The following is a 15,973-nucleotide window of genomic DNA, read 5'->3' as shown; positions in this document are numbered from 1 at the left end:
AAGCGGCAGCCGTCAATGCAACCAGGAGAATCACAATGAAATTCGCTGCTTCCGCTCTCGCCGCTGCCGCGGCGGCCGCTTTTGCCGCTGCTCCCACGCTGGCCAACGAAGCCCCGGCCATGCCCAAGGTCAAATGCGAAGGGATCAACAGTTGCAAGGGCCAGTCGGCCTGCAAGACCGCCGACCACGCCTGCAAGGGTCAGAACAAGTGCAAGGGCCATGGCTGGATGGAAACGTCCGAGAAGGAATGCAAGGACAAGAAGGGCAAAGTGCTGAAGGACAAGTAAGCCGGTTCGCGTCCCCGAGGTCGCTATGGGCAGCCTCGGGGTTTTTATCTTTACGCGCAAGGATTGCCATGTCCTCACCCGTCCCCCGCTTCGGCCTTGGCTTGCGGCCCGAGCACTATCAAGCGCTGCTCGACGGCCCGGGCGCCGTCGACTGGCTCGAAGCGCTGACCGACAACTACCTGGTCCCGGGCGGCCGTCCGCTTCACTATCTGGAACGGCTGCGGCACGACTATCCGCTGGTGCTCCATGGCGTGGCCATGGACCTGGGCGGCAGCGATCCGCTCGATATCGACTATCTGAGCTCGGTCAAAGCCCTGGCCCGGCAGGTCGAGCCGATGTGGATTTCCGATCATCTGTGCTGGACCGGCCTTGATGGCATCAATCTGCACGACCTGCTGCCGCTGCCCTATACGGAAGCGACCGTCCGCCATGTGAGCGAGCGCATCGGTCGCGTGCAGGATTTTCTCGGTCGCCGCCTGCTGGTCGAGAATGTCTCGAGCTATCTGAGCTATCAGGCCGACCAGATGAGCGAATGGGAGTTTCTGGCCGAAATCAGCCGACGCGCCGATTGCGCCATTTTGCTCGACGTCAACAATCTCTATGTCAGCAGCGTCAACCACGGCTTTGACCCGCTGGTCTATCTCGATGCGCTCGACCCGGCGCGGATCGGCCAGATCCATCTGGCCGGCCATAGCGTGCGTGACGGCCATCTGATCGATACCCACGACCATCCTGTCGCCGAGCCGGTGTGGACGCTCTATCGGGCGGCCATCGGCCGCTTTCCTGGGGTGGCTACCATGATCGAGCGCGACGACGATATTCCGCCGCTCGACCAACTGCTGGCCGAACTGGCCCGGGCCCGCGCCATCGCCCAGCCTGAGACCGAGGCCGTCCTGCCATGAGCGAGGATCTCGCCACCTTGCAGCGCCAGTTGCTCGACCGTATCCGCCTGGGCGACGAAGCCTCCGGGCCGCCGATTGCCGAAACGGCGGCAATGCCACGGGCACTGCGTTTTGCCATCTATGCCGATGCTTATCTGCTGCGGCTCGAAGAAGCGCTGCGCAGCAATTTCCCCAAACTGCACCAGTTGCTCGGTGACGAGGATTTCAGCGCCCTGACTCGCGCCTATGTCACGGCCGAGCCATCGCGGCAACGCTCGATCCGCTGGTTTGGCCGGCAGCTGGCCGACTTTCTGGCGACCCGGCCTCCTTACGCCAGACTGCCGCTGCTGGCGGAACTGGCGCGGTTCGAGTGGACGCTGGGACTGACTTTCGACGCCGCAGACGCCACGGCGCTGCCATTGAGCGTACTGACCGAACTCGATGATGACGCCTGGCCGTTGCTACGGCCGCGTTTCCATCCGGCCTTTGCCCAACTCGACCATCACTGGAATAGCGTAGCGGTCTGGCAGGCACTCGATGAAGGGAAAACGCCGCCCGGCCCCGATTCGCTCAGGCTGAGCTGGCAATGCTGGCGCGACGGCCTGCTGCCGCGTTACCGCTCGCAAGCCCCCGATGAGGCAGCACTGTGCCGGGCACTGCTCGCCGGCCAAGCCTTCGGCGTCGCCTGCACCACCCTGCTCGACTATCACCCTGAAGCCACGGCCCCGGCCGTCGCGGCAGGCAGCCTTGGCCGCTGGCTGGCAGAAGGTGTGGTGATAGGGCTCGATGCGGGGTCAGCCGAATAAGCCGCCTCCTCAAGAACGGTCTCCCGGACCCACCGAGCCTTCGAGGCAAGCCCGGGAGGGGATGGACAGCAAAATACAAATATCAAGAAAAAACGCCGCAAGACCTATTGCGGCGTTTATATATAAATAAGCTTTTTCATCAATCAGCAGTTGCCGAGGTGACGGGCGTTGAATTCATTGCGGATGGTCATATTGCCCTGACCGGTCTGAGTATTGATGGTGGTGCGGCCGTTGAACGATTTGGGCTGGTAGCTGATCTCGCCGGCAATATCGGTGGCTTGTTTGCCTTCACAGCGCATCCTGAATTTGACGGTATTGCCGCTGACGTTCTGCTCAAGGATTTTGCAGTCCTTATTCTGCCCGCTCTGGTCGTTGGCCATGGTCTGTTTGCGCCAGTCCTTGGCGTCTTCGGGCTTGAGGCAGAACTTGACCGTCATGGGCGGCATATCCATCTTCTGTGCACCGCTCATGCTCATCTTGGTGGTGATTTCCCATTGGCCGGGTGTGGCTTGTGGCTCGGCATGGGCAGCGCTGGCGGCAATCAGGGCGAACAGGGCGATAAGGCGCATGGATAGTGGCTCCGCAGGGTGGAAGGACAGGTTCCGGTTCCACTATCCTAGTTCAAAGTTCGCCGATCATCGCAGCCGAGCTCTTGACTATCGTCATTCCGCCGTCATCTGCTGGCGGTCCCCTTCACGGAGAGCAACGTGTTCAACCTGTTCCGCCGCCGCCCCGATCCGCTTGCCACAGTGCAATGGCCACGTCTGTTGCGGCGCATGCCGCTCCTGAGCGGACTCGATGCCGACGAAAAAGCCAAGCTCGAAGCCTGTATGCGGGTGTTTCTGAACACCAAGTCGATCCAGGGCGCGGGCGGACTGGAAGTGGACGAGACGATGCGGCTGGGCATTGCCGCCCAGGCCTGTCTGCCGATCATGGAACTCGACCCCAAGGCCTACGACGACTGGAACGAAGTCATCGTCTACCCAGCCGCCTTTATCCGCAGCGGCGACTGGACCGACGACTTCGGCATCGTCACCGAGGAACGTGAAGAAATACTGTTGGGCGAAGCCCGCGGTGACGGGCCGATGGTGCTGTCGTGGGAAGATGCCGCCCATGCGCCACGGCTCGATGGACACAATGTGGTGATCCACGAAAGCGCCCATAAGCTCGATATGAAGAATGGCCGCCCCAACGGGATGCCACCGCTCCATCGCGGCATGTCACGGGCCGATTGGAGCCGGGCCTTCTCGCACGCCTACCGCGACTTCTGCCGTCGGCTCGATCGGGGCGAACACAGCGAGATCGACCCGTATGCGGCAGAGAACCCGGCCGAATTCTTTGCGGTGCTGTCGGAATACTTCTTCGAACTGCCGCATTTGTTAGCGGACAGCTATCCCGAGGTCTACCACCAGCTCAGCCTGTTCTACCGCCAGGACCCACGGCGGCGCTTGCAGATGTTGGGTTATCAGGCGAGCGGCTGGTCTTGAAGTCGGGTCAGGGCAACAGGGAAAGTGACGCGGCCTATTCGGGCTGCTCGGCAAAGGTCAGCAGACGTTCAATCAGGGCATCGTTGACCGGTTTGGCCAGAAACAGCATGCCAAGTGCTTCGGCACGCAGCCGTGAGGCGGTCTGGACATTGCCGGTCAGTACCGCCACCCGGATCGAGGCCGACGCGCGCAGGATGCGCTCCCCGGCCAGCAGGCCCGACATGCCGGGCATATTGATATCGAGCACCACCAAGTCGTAGGCATGCTCGGTGGCAAGCGTGAGCGCCTCGACGCCGCTGCTAGCCTGGTCGAGCTGCCAGTCTGGCCGTCTCTCTTCGAGATAGCCGCAGACCAACAGCCGGGCTACCCGGCTGTCGTCGACGATCAATACGCGCATGCCGCCCCCTCCGAGCGTCCCTGCCTACCAACTTATCATAGGACGTATGACTCAGCGTGCGACCCGTGACGAGCGCCGGTAGACCAGCGGCGATACCCGCTCCCGGCTGCGCCAGGCAGCGTGGAAAGCCTGGACCGAGGCAAAGCCGGACAGCTCGGCGATACGCTCGACCCGCTCTTCGCTGTCGGCGAGCAGTCGGCGGGCCAGTTCGATCCGCAGTTCGAGCTGGTATTGCTTGACCGACACCCCGGCCTCGTCGGCAAACAGCCGCGCCAGTTGGCGATAGCTGACGCCGCAGCGACCGGCCAGTTCGGTGGCGCCGAGCTTGGCCTCGGGTTGTTCGGCGAGCAGATCCTGGGCTTGATGGACCACCGGGTTGTCGTGGTTGCGATAACGCAGTGCCACCGGCCAATCGGATTCTTCGCCCAGGCGCGACAGCACGATGCCATAGTCACGCGCCACTTTGAGCGCGGCCACGGCGCCCAGGCGGGCGATCACAAAGCGCAGCGCCAGTTCGACGGCGCTGACGCCACCGGGCGAGGTCCACAGGTCGCGGTCGCGTACCAGCGGACGGTTTTCCAGGACTTGAACGGTATTGGAGGCTGCATTGACGGCCGCGATATTGCTGCGGTCGGTGGTACAGCGGCGACCGGCCAGCAGGCCGGCTTCTGCCAGCAGCACCACGCCGTTGCCAAGCGCAACCAGCGATGTATCACCGCCCAGCGTGGCAAGCCAGCGCTGGGCGGCGGTACGGGCGGCGGCATCGCTGCCGGCGGCCGGAACGAACACTGTCGCCCGGCCTTCGAGCTTGGCCGGCAGCGATTTCAGCGTCACCGGCAGGGCGCCGGCAATGGTGGCCGAGGTGTTCGGACCGATGTAATGGAGGGTTAAGGGCTTACCCGACAACTCCGCCGCCCGCTCGATCAATTGCGCCGGAACGGCGAAGTCGAAGGGCTGGCTGCCAGGTAGTAAAAGAAAGTAGACGGATTCGGTGGCAGTGGTAGACATGGTAGGCATCTTTTTTTCTAACAAGACTGCTCAATATTTAGCACGATCCAAGCAAGAAGCAAGTTTTTTATTTATAAAAAACTCTGCCGGATGATTACCGTTCGTCGCCCCGTCCTGTCCCTCGGGGTTCATCATAGCGATCGGCTAACGAAGATGTAGATTCGATAAGCCCAACAGCGGGTTCTGGGCTGGCCTGTTGTCCGTCCGCCACAGCAGGCAGCGTCGTCGCCCGCTTTCCCGGGCAGTGGGCCCGGCTGCTACACTCAGTTCCAGCCCAGGCAGGATGTCCAGCCCGGGTCGCACAGGCGCAGGCAACGATGGCTTGGTATTACCTCAAGGATGGCCGACGTAAAGGCCCGGTTTCCAGCGCAGCGCTGAGATTGCTGCTGCGGCGCGGTGAGTTGGCGCCCGACTGCCCGATCTGGCGCAGCGGCAGCGGCGAACGCTCCACCGTCGGCCAGCTTGGCGCAAACCCCGGGCGTGGTGGCTGGTTGCGGCGGCACTGGCGCGGTCAGCTCGGGCTTCCCGTCAGCTTCTGGATCAACGGTTTCGCCTGCCAACTCGTCCTGTTCGTCCTCGCCATTGCCGTCGGCCGCCTGCTCTCCTCGCTTCACCACCCCTACGCCTTCGCCACCGGACTGGTGCTGCTCTGGCTTGGTGCTACCGCCATTCTGAGCTGGCTCGGCATCGGCATCTGGCGCTCGGCCAGCGCCTATTGCCAGCAGCACCGCGAGCGCTGGCGCCGTGCCTGGGGACGACTGGCCCAGATGGCGGTACTGCTGCTGTTTGCCCATATGAGTATCCAGTTCATCAGCGAGGACATCGGCCTGCCCGGCATCTGGCAAGGCTTTCGCCATACCGCTTTCGACGATGGACTGGCACCGTTCCGTATCGAAGTCCTGAACCAGGGCCGCGAACTCGCCCTGCGCGGCGGTCTGCGGCGTGGCGCCAATGTCGCGTTGGCCCAGGCGCTGGCTGCCCATCCCAAGGTCAGGCTGGTCCAGCTCGACAGCCAGGGCGGCCTGATCGACGAGGGCCGCAAGATGCAGGCGCTGATCCATCGCCACGGCCTCACCACCTTTGTGCCGCATGGCTGCTTCAGCGCCTGTACCGTGGCGTTTCTGGGCGGACACCAACGCATCCTGCGCGAAGGCGCCCAGCTGGGCTTTCACTCGCCAAGTCTGCTCGGCCTCAAAGGCAGTCTGGCCACCGCCATGCGCAAGCAGGAACGCCACTATCTGCTGACCCTGGGCCTTGCTCCTCACTTCGTCGAACGCATCCTCGCCACCCCCGCCGATGAGATCTGGCTGCCATCGCTGGCCGAGTTGCGCGCCAGCGAAGTGGTGACGGAAATCAACGACGGCTCAAGCTACGGCATGCTGCCCGAGCACAAACCGGGCGCTTTCGAAGCCGAACTGCTGCGTATGCCGGTCTATCGGGCACTCAAGCAACATGCGCCGGCCGAGTACCAGCGTGTCCTGGACCGCTGGCAGAAGGGACTGGCGCAAGGCGAGCCGCTCGATTCGGTCCGTGGTGAACTGGGGCCGCAGTTGTGGACGCTTGGCATCAACCAGCTCCACAGGATTCCTCCCCCGGTGGCACGGCGCTATCTGACGCTACAGATCGAGCATCTGCGCAGCCTGCAACAGCACGATCCCCGGCTCTGCTTTGCCTTTACCTTCGGCGGCGACGACGAACAGGACTACGGCCGTTACCTCAGCCCCAAGCAACGCGAGCGTGAAACCGAGCTGCTGGCCGAATTGATCACGGCAGCAGATGCCCCAGCCGTGCCGCCCGTCCCTGATCAGGTGGCCCAGATCAGACAGAACCTGATGGAACGGCTCTACCACGAGGCCGGCGACGCCATCCATGAACTCCCCCGCGCTGCCCGTGGCGAGCCGGTCGATCGTAACCGGGCGTGCAGCCTGGTGCTGCGCTATTACGAACTGGCCCAGACCCTGCCCGATGCGGAGCTGTCACCACTGGTCAAGACCCTGTTCGCCCCTTCCCAGACGGGCAGTTGAAACAGACAGCAGCAGTCGGCACATGATGGATGTCCGAGCCGGAGTCGCCGCGCATTGAAAAAGCATGATTTCCGGCTCGCCCACAGCCTGGTGACCACCTTCTTCTGTTTCCACCTCCGCCATGGCGTCAACGGGAGAGCGTGATGGGGCTAGGGAGTCTGATTGGAGCTGTCTTGGGAGGTGGAAGGAAGTGACGGCGGGTTTCAAGGCGGAGCGGGAGGCAGGTGGCAGGCTCCACCATCAGCCAACCGTTGATTTTTGAATTTTCAAACAAAGACGGCCACTCATCTTGCAATGATTTGGCCGTTTTTTATTAGTTATCTGGCAGATCAGTTCTGGGCTGGCTGCTTCTCTTCCGCTTTCGGGCCGGCCTTGACGGTCGGATCGGCGCTACGCGGATAGCCTGCGCCGTCGAGTGCCGCATGCCAGGAGCTTTCGCGGAAGCCCTTGTTGACGGCGGTGCCCACCTGGAGCACCGGCACCACAGCCGCGCCGGACAGCCGCTTCAGCTCTTCCAGATCGCGCTCGTTGCTTTCGGGGTTGCGCAGCGAATAGGGGACACCACGCTTGGTCAGCAGCGCCTTGGCTTGATCGCAGGCTTCGCCGCAGTTATTGGCCCACAGGGTCACAGGATTCTTGCGGATGGCTTCACGCATCTCGTAGCCACCACCGCTGGTCTGGATATTGTTGGTCTTGACCGCCTTCTCTTCGACCTTCTGGCCTGGTGGCGGCTGATCGGAATAGATCACGTTGCCGTTGGCGTCTTTCCAGCTGTAGACCTTGCCTGCGGCATGCGCGAAGGGCACCAGCAGGGCAATGACAATAGCGAGGCGTTTCATGGGCTCTGCCCTCCGACAAAAATTACAGCGTCATTATAACCTGCACCGTCGCGGCGGCGATACCGTGCGCCATGCGATAATCAGCAGATGCCAATTCTCACACTTCCGCGACTTCATCTGATCGGCGCCGGCCGACTGGGGCGCACGCTGGCGCGACTGTGGCAGGCGGCGGGACAGGTACAGGTCGACCAGATCGTCACCCGTCATGCCGATTCCAGCGCCGCAGCGATCGACTTTATCGGTGCCGGCCGTGCCGCCAGTCTGGCTGAACTTGGCCCGGCCGAGCTGATCCTGCTCGCCACCCCCGACGACCTGCTGGCGCCCGTGGCTGCCGAGCTGGCAGCAAGCCGGCCTTCCCTGGCCGGCAGCGTGGTGTTCCACGCCAGCGGCTCACGTCCGGCCGAGTTGCTGGCACCGCTGCGCGACCGAGGTGCCGCGATTGCCAGCGTCCATCCACTGCTGAGCTTTGCCGAGCCAAGCCAGGCGCTACACGATTTTGCCGGCTGCTACTGCGGCTGCGAAGGCGACCCTGCCGCCCTGGCGCGGCTTGGACCGCTGTTCGATGCCATTGGTGCCCGCCGCTTTACCCTCGATGCCGCCCAAAAGCCGCTCTACCATGCAGCGGCCGTGTTTGCCTGCAACGATCTGGTCGCCCTGATGGAAGCCGCACAGCGCTGCCTCGAAGCTGCCGGCGTCGAGCGGGCGACTGGCTGGGCGGCATTGCAGCCACTGATCCAGGCAACGCTCGCCAATATCGGCCGGGTCGGTCCGCGCGCCGCATTGACCGGCCCGGTCGCCCGCGGCGACAGCGCGACCGTCGCCAGCCAGGGCGCCGCCGTGGCCCGGCTCGACCCGGCCAGCGGCCATGCCTACCGCGCACTGGGCCAACTCGCCCTCGAACTCGCCCCGCTCGACCCGTCCTCCCGCGCCAGGATGGCCCAGGCGCTCGCTGGAGACACCCGATGAACCAATGGACCTTACAGGCGGTGGCCCAGGTCGAGAGCTGCTTCAAGGAAAAGTTCGCCATTCCGCGCCAGCCCGGTCTGACCCCGTCGGCCGAAGCCGTGGTGCGGCTGCTGCCGCCGTTCGACCATCCCGATACGGTACGTGGGCTTGAAGCCTTCAGCCATCTGTGGCTGGTATTCGTCTTTCACGGCACCGCCGACCAGGGCTGGCGTCCGACCGTGCGGCCGCCCAAGCTCGGCGGCAATGCCAGAACCGGCGTGTTTGCCAGCCGCTCGACTTTCCGGCCCAACCCGGTGGGATTGAGTGTCGTGAAGCTGCTTGGCATCGATACCGACCATGGCGTCAGCCTGCGGGTGGGTGGCGCCGACCTGCTCGACGGCACACCGGTACTCGATATCAAGCCCTATCTGGCCTACGCCGACGCCGTCGTCGGTGCCAACAGCGGCTACGCCGATACCGGAGCCGATCCGCTGCCGGTGGCGTTCACGCTGGAAGCCGACGCCATGCTGCAAGAACTGGCGCCGAGCCATCCGCATCTGCGTGAACTGATCCGCGAAGTATTGGCCCAAGACCCGCGTCCTGGCTATGCCGACGACCCGGCACGCGACTACGGCATGCGCCTGTACGATCTGAATATCCGCTGGCGCTGCGATCAGCGTGGCGCCGTGGTCCACGAAATCAATTACGCATAATTTGCTCGGATGAAACGTCGTTATCTTCTCTCGGCCATGTTCGGACTCAGCATAGCCGCCCTGGCCGCCTACTTCGCCTTCGACTTCCGGCCGGGAACAGACAGGGTGGAGGCGGAAATCGACTTTATCCTGGTCGAGAAATCGGCCAGACGGCTTACCGCCTACCAGAATGGGGTGGCAGTCCAACAATTCCGTGTGGCTTTGGGGCGCGAACCGGTCGGGCCCAAACGTTGCGAAGGCGACAAACGGACACCCGAAGGCCGCTTTACCATCGATAGCCGACTCGATCTGGGCCAATCGTCGTTCCACCGCGCCCTGCATATCAGCTATCCCCGTCGGGCCGATATCGAGGCCGCCCGCAGCGCCTGCCCCAACGGCCAGGCAGGCGGTCAGATCATGATTCATGGCCTCGGGGTCGAGCTGGGGCGCTTGAGCAGCACACATCATCAGGTCGATTGGACGCTTGGTTGCATCGCCTTGACCAATGAGGAAATCGACTGGCTGTACCGCAATACCCGCAACGGCACGGCTATCGAAATTCGGCCTTGACTTCCACGGATTTGCTCCATAATTGGGGCCAATGAACAAAAATCCCGCCATAACCTTCCGCTATTGGGACCGCCGCCGCGCCCGCGCCGCCGGGCAGGTGGGCTGATGGATTTCACCAAGCTGCCCAAGGCCACCGTGTCCCGGCTGGAAAAGCTGGGCATCCGCCAGCCTTTCGACCTGGTGCTGCATCTGCCGCTGCGCTACGAAGACGAAACCCATATCTTCAATATCGCCGACGCCCCGATGCATGCCAGCGTCCAGGTCGAGGCGAGCGTGGCCCATAGCGAGGTGAGCTATAAGCCGCGCAAGCAATTGCTGGCGCGGGTGATCGACGATTCGGGCGAGCTGTGGGTGCGGCTGCTCAATTTCTATCCCAGCCAGCAGCAGTTGCTGGCGGTCGGCAACCGGGTCCGCTTGCTGGGCGAGATACGACGCGGCTTCCATGGCGATGAGATGATCCACCCGAAAATCCGGGTGGTCAGCGCCGGCACCGCGCTGCCCGATGCGCTGACCCCGGTCTACCCGACGGTCAGCGGCCTGAGCCAGCCCACCTTGCGCCGGCTGATCCAGGATGCCCTGGCCGCCTGTTCGCTTCATGACACCCTGCCCGCCGAACTGGTCGAGCGGCTCGATCTGGAAGACTTCGGACGCGCCGTCCGGCTGCTGCACCAGCCACCGCCCGAGGTGGCGCAGCGCCAGTTGGCCGAACGGGTCCATCCGGCCTGGCTGCGGCTCAAGTTCGACGAGCTGCTGGCCCAGCAACTGTCGATGCGGCTTGCCTACCAACGGCGACGCGAGCGCACGGCGCCGGTGCTGACGCCGACCGGGACGCTCAGCGAGTCGCTGCTCGCCCAATTGCCGTTCGGACTGACCGGCGCACAGCAGCGGGTACTGGCGGAAATCCGCCGCGATCTCGCCTCGCCCTATCCGATGCAGCGACTGCTCCAGGGCGATGTCGGCAGCGGCAAGACCATCGTGGCGGCACTGGCGGCGCTGGTGGCGATCGAATCGGGCCATCAGGCCGCCTTGATGGCACCCACCGAAATCCTGGCCGAGCAGCATTACCGCAAATTGGCCGACTGGCTGACCCCGCTTGGCATCGAAGTGGTGTGGCTGGCCGGTTCGCAGAAGAGCAAAGCCAAGGCCGCCACGATTGCCCGGATCGAAAGCGGTGAAGTGCAGATGGCCGTGGGCACCCATGCCCTGTTCCAGGAGTCGGTCGGCTTTGCCCGACTGGGTCTGGCCATCGTCGACGAGCAGCACCGCTTTGGCGTCCACCAGCGGCTGGCGCTGCGCAACAAGGGCGGCAGTCCGCATATGTTGATGATGTCGGCCACCCCGATCCCGCGCACCCTGGCGATGAGCTATTACGCCGATCTCGATGTCAGCGTGATCGATGAGATGCCGCCTGGCCGCACCCCGGTCCGTACCCGACTGGTCCAGGACGCCCGCCGTGACGAAATGGTCGACTATGTACGTACTGTCTGCGCCACAGGCCGGCAGGCGTACTGGGTCTGTCCGCTGATCGAGGAATCCGAGGCACTCCAGTTGCAAACAGCGATCGATACTCACGCCCAACTGGCCGAGGAACTGGCCGAATTCGGCGTCGGTCTGGTCCATGGCCGTCTCAAACCGGCCGAGAAAGCCGCCGTGATGGCCGATTTCGTCGCCGGCACGCTCCAGGTGCTGGTCGCCACGACGGTGATCGAGGTCGGCGTCGATGTGCCCAATGCCACGCTGATGGTGATCGAGCACGCCGAACGTATGGGTCTGGCCCAGTTGCACCAGTTGCGCGGCCGAGTCGGCCGCGGCGGTGGCGAATCCAACTGCGTGCTGCTCTACTCGGCTCCGCTGTCGGAGACCGCCAAACAGCGACTCAAGGCGATCTACGAATCGACCGACGGCTTTGTGATTGCCCGCGAAGACCTGCGTATCCGTGGCCCGGGCGAATTCCTGGGCAGCCGCCAGTCGGGCGCGCCGATGCTGCGTTTTGCCGATCTCGAACGCGATACCGATATCCTCGAACAAGCCCGCGATGTCGCCGAACAACTGCTGCAAAGCCAGTTAGCGGTAGCCGAGGCGCATTTGCAGCGTTGGCTGGCCGGACGAGAGGAATTGCTGAAAACTTAAATTTTTAGGAAAAACGCCTGCAAGGATATATGGCAATATAAGAACAAAAATGATGTTTTAAGCCAAAACTTACGGCTCGCCCTTCCTTTTCTCCACGTCCCGGTCGAAGCCCGTCCCGCATCCTGCTAGGATGTTGTCATGGGCTTCGATCGTCTGTTCCGCCTCCTCTTCCTCTGCTGGCTCGGCCTGGCGGCACTGCTTGCCCAGGCACAGGCGCCGCTGCGGATCGGCACGCTCGATATCCCGCCCTTTGGCCTGCGCAGCGAAACCGGCCAGGCCGAAGGCGCCTTCTACGGTCTGGGCCAGCGCATCGCCGCCTTGGCCCAGGAAGCGCCCGACAATCAACTCCTGCCTACCGCCCGGCTCTATGCCCTGCTACAGCGGCGCCAGCTCGATCTGGCGATCTCCAGTCGCAGCCTCGACCGCGATATGGGGCTGATCAGGCTGGGTCAGGTCTGGCAGTTCGAAGGGGTGATCGTCTATCACAAGGATTCGCGGCTGGCACCGCGACAGTTGAACGACTTTTCCGGTAAACAGTTGGGGCGGCTGAAAGACAGTTGCCCAGCCGTGGCACGGGTGCCGGGAGTACGGATTTATGAACTGTCCGAATACGGCCAGGGCCTGCGCATGCTGGTGGCCAAACGGCTCGACGGGCTGTGCGCCGAACGCTACGGCCTGCTCTATGCCGCGCGTGACGAACCCGAAGCCCTGTTCACCATGGCAGAACCCTTCCCTTTTCTGACGACACCTGTGTGGGTGTTCGCCAACCCCAAACTCGATCCGCAACGGATCGAGCGGCTGCGTCAGGCCGTGGTCCAGGTGCAGCGCGAGGGAGAGATGGAAAAACAGATGGCGCCTTATTTGCCCAAGCGCATCTATGGCAGCCAGTGAGGCGACAGTTAAGGCATTTCCGTTTAGATCGGCGCCGTCACCAAGTCTGATCAAGCGCTAGGTGCAGGCGCTTCGGGGTCGGGACACGCTGACGATGGATTGTCCGGAGAGGCTTTAGAGAGACGTAGGGGAGAGGAAAATGCTGATGGATACAAAATTCCAGCAAATCCCCTTCAATAAAGGAAGCCGCATTTAAAAGAAAATTATCAAAAACTCCAGACTCTCCCTTTCATTCTCCCCTCCTCCCCCCTCAAAACAGATTCCCCTGATCAGGCGCCAACTCCGCCACCACCGCCCCGGCCTCCCCTTCTGCCAGTCGCAGCCGCAGCCGGTCGCCCAGATGCAGTTGCGTGGCAGAACGCACCAGTCGGCCATCGGCGCCTTCGATCAGGCTGTAGCCGCGGGCCAGCACGGCCTTGGGGTCAAGCGCCGCAAGCCGGGCGGTATCGCGCGTCAGCCGGGCGCGTTCGCGCTCCAGCCGCAGACGCAGCGCCAGGGTCAGCCGGGCCTCGACGCGGACCAGATGCTCGCGCTGCCGCGACAGATCGGGCCGGCCATGGCGCAGCCGATCATCGAGCCGGGCCAGACGCCAGCGTCGGGTTTCCAGCAGACGGGTCAGCGAATTTTGCAGACGCTCGCCCAGCAGTTGCATCCGTTCTGCCCGCCGCCGCAGGCGCTCGCCCGGATGGACCAGCCGCCGCGCCAGGAAGTCGAGCTGTTGCCAGCGCACTTCGAGCCGGCGCCGCAGGGCGCTTTGCAACTGCATACGACTCTGCGCCAGACGGGCCAGCAGCAACCTTGCCTCGGGCGCCACCATTTCGGCGGCGGCGGTAGGGGTCGGTGCGCGCTGGTCGGCAACAAAATCGGCGATGGTGAAATCGGTTTCGTGGCCGACACCACTGATCACCGGCAAGGGACAGGCCGCGATGGCGCGTGCCACCACTTCCTCGTTGAAAGCCCATAGATCCTCGATGCTGCCGCCGCCACGGCAGACGATCAGCACCTCGACTTCATTGCGTACCCCGGCCGTTGCGATGGCAGCGGCGATCTGCTCGGCGGCGCCGTTGCCTTGAACGGCCGTGGGATAGAGCACCAGTTCGAGATAGGGCGCGCGCCGCTTGAGCGTGCTCAGCACATCGCGCAGCGCGGCAGCCTGGGGCGAAGTGACCAGCCCGACCCGACGCGGCAGGAAAGGCAGCGGGCGCTTGCGTTCGGCCGCAAACAGCCCTTCGGCCGCCAGCCGGGCCTTGAGCCGCTCGAAGGCCTCGAACAGGGCACCGAGCCCGCCCAGGCGCATCGCTTCGATATTGAGTTGATAGTCGCCGCGTGCCTCGTACAGCGTCACCGTGGCACGCGCCTCGACCCGCAGCCCTTCCTGTGGTCGAAAAGGCAACAGACCGGCACGGCCGCGGAACATGACACAGCGCACCTGGGCGCCTTGATCCTTGAGGGAAAAATACAGATGGCCGCTGGCCGCGATGGTCAGATTGGAGATTTCGCCGCTGACCCACAGCAGCGGCAACTCCCGCTCAAGCAGAGTTTTGACCGTGCGATTGAGTTCGCTGACCGACCAGACAACGGAAGAGCTTGACAAAGTGGCTGACATAAACAGGCGTCTCGATTCATCCACAGCAACAGTCCGGAGCAAATGCTTTATCCGGCTCGATTGCAGCAACTTGACAACACCAGGTCAAGACGTTGATTTAAAAGGAATTTTATTTTAGACGCTTTTTTGGGCAGACTAATCCGAGGCGCGTCTTGTGGGGCTTGGCGGTCGTTTTTTGCGGCTTCTCCACAAACTTATCCACAGCCCGTGTGGACAACGCCGTTTTCCTCAGATGCGACGTAGATTTACGGCCATCACTGAGCAAACGGAGCGAATCCTGCCAGACCCTGTTCAGGATGGCTTCGCATCGACCTTGCCGCTCTCATGACAAGCGGCTAAAGTTATGCGATTTTTCGTCTCCCCGCAGGACTTTTTACATGCTCGCGATCATTCAAGCGGCAGGCTGGCCGATCTTTGTCATCATCTTCGCCTCCGTCGTGGCCCTGGCCATTATCGTTGAACGTCTTGTCACCTTGCGTAAATCGCAGATCCTGCCCGACAACCTGCTAGCCCTGGCAGTGCAGGAATACAAAAAAACTGGCGTCACGCCCGATATGCTGTCGCGGTTGCAGGCCAACTCCCCGCTGGGCCGCGTGCTGGCCTCGGGCCTGAAGAACGTGAAAAGCTCGCGTGAAATCATGAAGGAGTCGATCGAGGAAACCGGCCGCGCCATCGCCCACGAACTCGAACGCTTTCTCACCACCCTTGGCACCATTGCCACTGCTGCCCCGCTGCTGGGTCTGCTCGGCACCGTGATCGGCATGATCGAGATCTTCGGCTCGCAATCGCCGACCGGCAGCAACCCCACGGCGCTGGCCCACGGTATCTCGGTGGCGCTCTACAACACTGCCTTCGGCATTATCGTGGCCGTACCGGCCCTGGTGTTCTACCGTCATTTCCGCGGCAAGGTAGACAGCTTCCTGGTCGAGATGGAACAGCAGGCGATCAAGCTGGTCGAGATCGTCCACGGCGAACGTAACTAAGCGGAGAGCACCGATGAACTTCCGCCGCGGGCGCCACCGGGAAGAACCGGAAATCAATTTCATCCCGCTGATCGACGTGATGCTGGTCATCCTGATCTTTCTGATGGCGACGACGACCTATTCCAAGTTCGCCGAACTGAAGATCACCCTGCCCACGGCCGACGCCTCGAAGACCGAATCGCGGCCGCTGGAGCTGCAAATCGGCGTCACTGCGACCGGCCAGTACGCGATCAACGGTCAACGCATCAACTACAGCGGTCCGGAAAGCCTCGCCGCCGAACTGCGCCGCATGGCACAGAACCAGGACCCGGTGCTGGTGATCAACGCCGACAGCAATGCCGCCCATCAAGCGGTGGTCAATGTGATGGAAGCGGCCCGTCTGGCCGGCTACGGTCGCCTGACCTTCGCCACCCAGACGGCGCAGTAA

The 15,973-nt window shown here is 63.1% G+C and carries 17 protein-coding genes; 12 read left to right on the top strand and 5 right to left on the bottom strand.

The genetic code is table 11. From position 1 onward, the window contains the following. Positions 1-35: 35 nt before the first annotated feature. The 3 genes from bufA2 to ACFOW7_RS17235 all read left to right on the top strand — a co-directional run bounded on the left by bufA2 (position 36) and on the right by ACFOW7_RS17235 (position 1,974). A complete protein-coding gene (gene bufA2 / locus ACFOW7_RS17245) occupies positions 36-287 on the top strand; it encodes a BufA2 family periplasmic bufferin-type metallophore (RefSeq protein ID WP_378166623.1) in 252 nt (83 codons plus the stop codon). A gap of 68 nt (positions 288-355) precedes the next feature. Further along, the gene (bufB, locus tag ACFOW7_RS17240) at positions 356-1,189 is read left to right on the top strand and encodes an MNIO family bufferin maturase (RefSeq protein ID WP_378166621.1); all 834 of its coding nucleotides are present in this window, start codon (positions 356-358) and stop codon (positions 1,187-1,189) included. Further along, on the top strand, positions 1,186-1,974 hold the full coding sequence (locus ACFOW7_RS17235; RefSeq protein WP_378166619.1) for an HvfC/BufC N-terminal domain-containing protein: 789 nt from the start codon (positions 1,186-1,188) through the stop codon (positions 1,972-1,974). The genes bufB and ACFOW7_RS17235 overlap by 4 nt, the downstream gene beginning before the upstream one ends. 143 nt (positions 1,975-2,117) lie before the next feature. Here ACFOW7_RS17235 and ACFOW7_RS17230 read toward each other — a convergent pair whose 3' ends face one another. Next, on the bottom strand, positions 2,118-2,543 hold the full coding sequence (locus ACFOW7_RS17230; protein ID WP_378166617.1) for a DUF3617 domain-containing protein: 426 nt from the start codon (positions 2,541-2,543) through the stop codon (positions 2,118-2,120). Between the two features lie 138 nt (positions 2,544-2,681). Here ACFOW7_RS17230 and ACFOW7_RS17225 point away from each other — a divergent pair, with 138 nt between their 5' ends. After that, positions 2,682-3,461, top strand: a complete 780-nt coding sequence (locus tag ACFOW7_RS17225) for a M90 family metallopeptidase (RefSeq protein WP_378166615.1) — start codon at positions 2,682-2,684, stop codon at positions 3,459-3,461. A gap of 34 nt (positions 3,462-3,495) precedes the next feature. Here the strand turns inward: ACFOW7_RS17225 and ACFOW7_RS17220 are convergent, their stop codons facing one another. Next, positions 3,496-3,858: a response regulator gene (locus ACFOW7_RS17220; protein WP_378166613.1), complete on the bottom strand. Its 363-nt coding sequence runs from the start codon at positions 3,856-3,858 to the stop codon at positions 3,496-3,498. A 51-nt stretch (positions 3,859-3,909) separates the two neighbouring features. Further along, positions 3,910-4,866, bottom strand: coding sequence for a GlxA family transcriptional regulator (locus ACFOW7_RS17215; RefSeq protein ID WP_378166611.1), 957 nt, complete (start codon positions 4,864-4,866; stop codon positions 3,910-3,912). A gap of 317 nt (positions 4,867-5,183) precedes the next feature. On the opposite strand from ACFOW7_RS17215, the gene ACFOW7_RS17210 reads away from it, so the two are divergent. Next, on the top strand, positions 5,184-6,890 hold the full coding sequence (locus tag ACFOW7_RS17210; RefSeq protein WP_378166609.1) for a COG3904 family protein: 1,707 nt from the start codon (positions 5,184-5,186) through the stop codon (positions 6,888-6,890). 329 nt (positions 6,891-7,219) lie between these two features. Here the strand turns inward: ACFOW7_RS17210 and ACFOW7_RS17205 are convergent, their stop codons facing one another. Next, complete coding sequence (locus ACFOW7_RS17205) at positions 7,220-7,729, bottom strand: glutaredoxin family protein (RefSeq protein WP_378166607.1); 510 nt, start codon at positions 7,727-7,729, stop codon at positions 7,220-7,222. Positions 7,730-7,816: 87 nt separating this feature from the next. Here ACFOW7_RS17205 and ACFOW7_RS17200 point away from each other — a divergent pair, with 87 nt between their 5' ends. The 5 genes from ACFOW7_RS17200 (at position 7,817) to ACFOW7_RS17180 (ending at position 12,957) form a co-directional block, all read left to right on the top strand. Next, positions 7,817-8,695, top strand: coding sequence for a Rossmann-like and DUF2520 domain-containing protein (locus tag ACFOW7_RS17200; protein ID WP_378166605.1), 879 nt, complete (start codon positions 7,817-7,819; stop codon positions 8,693-8,695). Beyond that, on the top strand, positions 8,692-9,387 hold the full coding sequence (gene tsaA, locus ACFOW7_RS17195; protein ID WP_378166603.1) for a tRNA (N6-threonylcarbamoyladenosine(37)-N6)-methyltransferase TrmO: 696 nt from the start codon (positions 8,692-8,694) through the stop codon (positions 9,385-9,387). Before ACFOW7_RS17200 ends, tsaA begins: the two co-directional genes overlap by 4 nt. 9 nt (positions 9,388-9,396) lie before the next feature. Next, a complete protein-coding gene (locus ACFOW7_RS17190) occupies positions 9,397-9,936 on the top strand; it encodes a L,D-transpeptidase family protein (RefSeq protein ID WP_378166600.1) in 540 nt (179 codons plus the stop codon). 105 nt (positions 9,937-10,041) lie between these two features. After that, the gene (recG, locus tag ACFOW7_RS17185; protein WP_378166598.1) at positions 10,042-12,066 is read left to right on the top strand and encodes an ATP-dependent DNA helicase RecG; all 2,025 of its coding nucleotides are present in this window, start codon (positions 10,042-10,044) and stop codon (positions 12,064-12,066) included. Between the two features lie 138 nt (positions 12,067-12,204). Beyond that, positions 12,205-12,957, top strand: a complete 753-nt coding sequence (locus ACFOW7_RS17180; protein WP_378166596.1) for a substrate-binding periplasmic protein — start codon at positions 12,205-12,207, stop codon at positions 12,955-12,957. A gap of 250 nt (positions 12,958-13,207) precedes the next feature. On the opposite strand, the gene xseA is transcribed toward ACFOW7_RS17180, so the two are convergent. Continuing rightward, positions 13,208-14,563, bottom strand: coding sequence for an exodeoxyribonuclease VII large subunit (gene xseA / locus ACFOW7_RS17175; protein ID WP_378166594.1), 1,356 nt, complete (start codon positions 14,561-14,563; stop codon positions 13,208-13,210). A gap of 377 nt (positions 14,564-14,940) precedes the next feature. Here xseA and ACFOW7_RS17170 point away from each other — a divergent pair, with 377 nt between their 5' ends. Next, entirely contained in the window at positions 14,941-15,546 is a 606-nt protein-coding gene (locus tag ACFOW7_RS17170) for a MotA/TolQ/ExbB proton channel family protein (protein WP_378166592.1), read from the top strand. 13 nt (positions 15,547-15,559) lie between these two features. After that, positions 15,560-15,973: an ExbD/TolR family protein gene (locus tag ACFOW7_RS17165; protein WP_378166589.1), complete on the top strand. Its 414-nt coding sequence runs from the start codon at positions 15,560-15,562 to the stop codon at positions 15,971-15,973.

Origin of the sequence: Chitinimonas lacunae, assembly GCF_042650885.1 — a bacterium.
Taxonomy (GTDB): domain Bacteria; phylum Pseudomonadota; class Gammaproteobacteria; order Burkholderiales; family Chitinimonadaceae; genus Chitinimonas_A; species Chitinimonas_A lacunae.
Note: the sequence above shows the minus strand (reverse complement) of the source record. Positions and strands in the feature narration are given on the sequence as shown.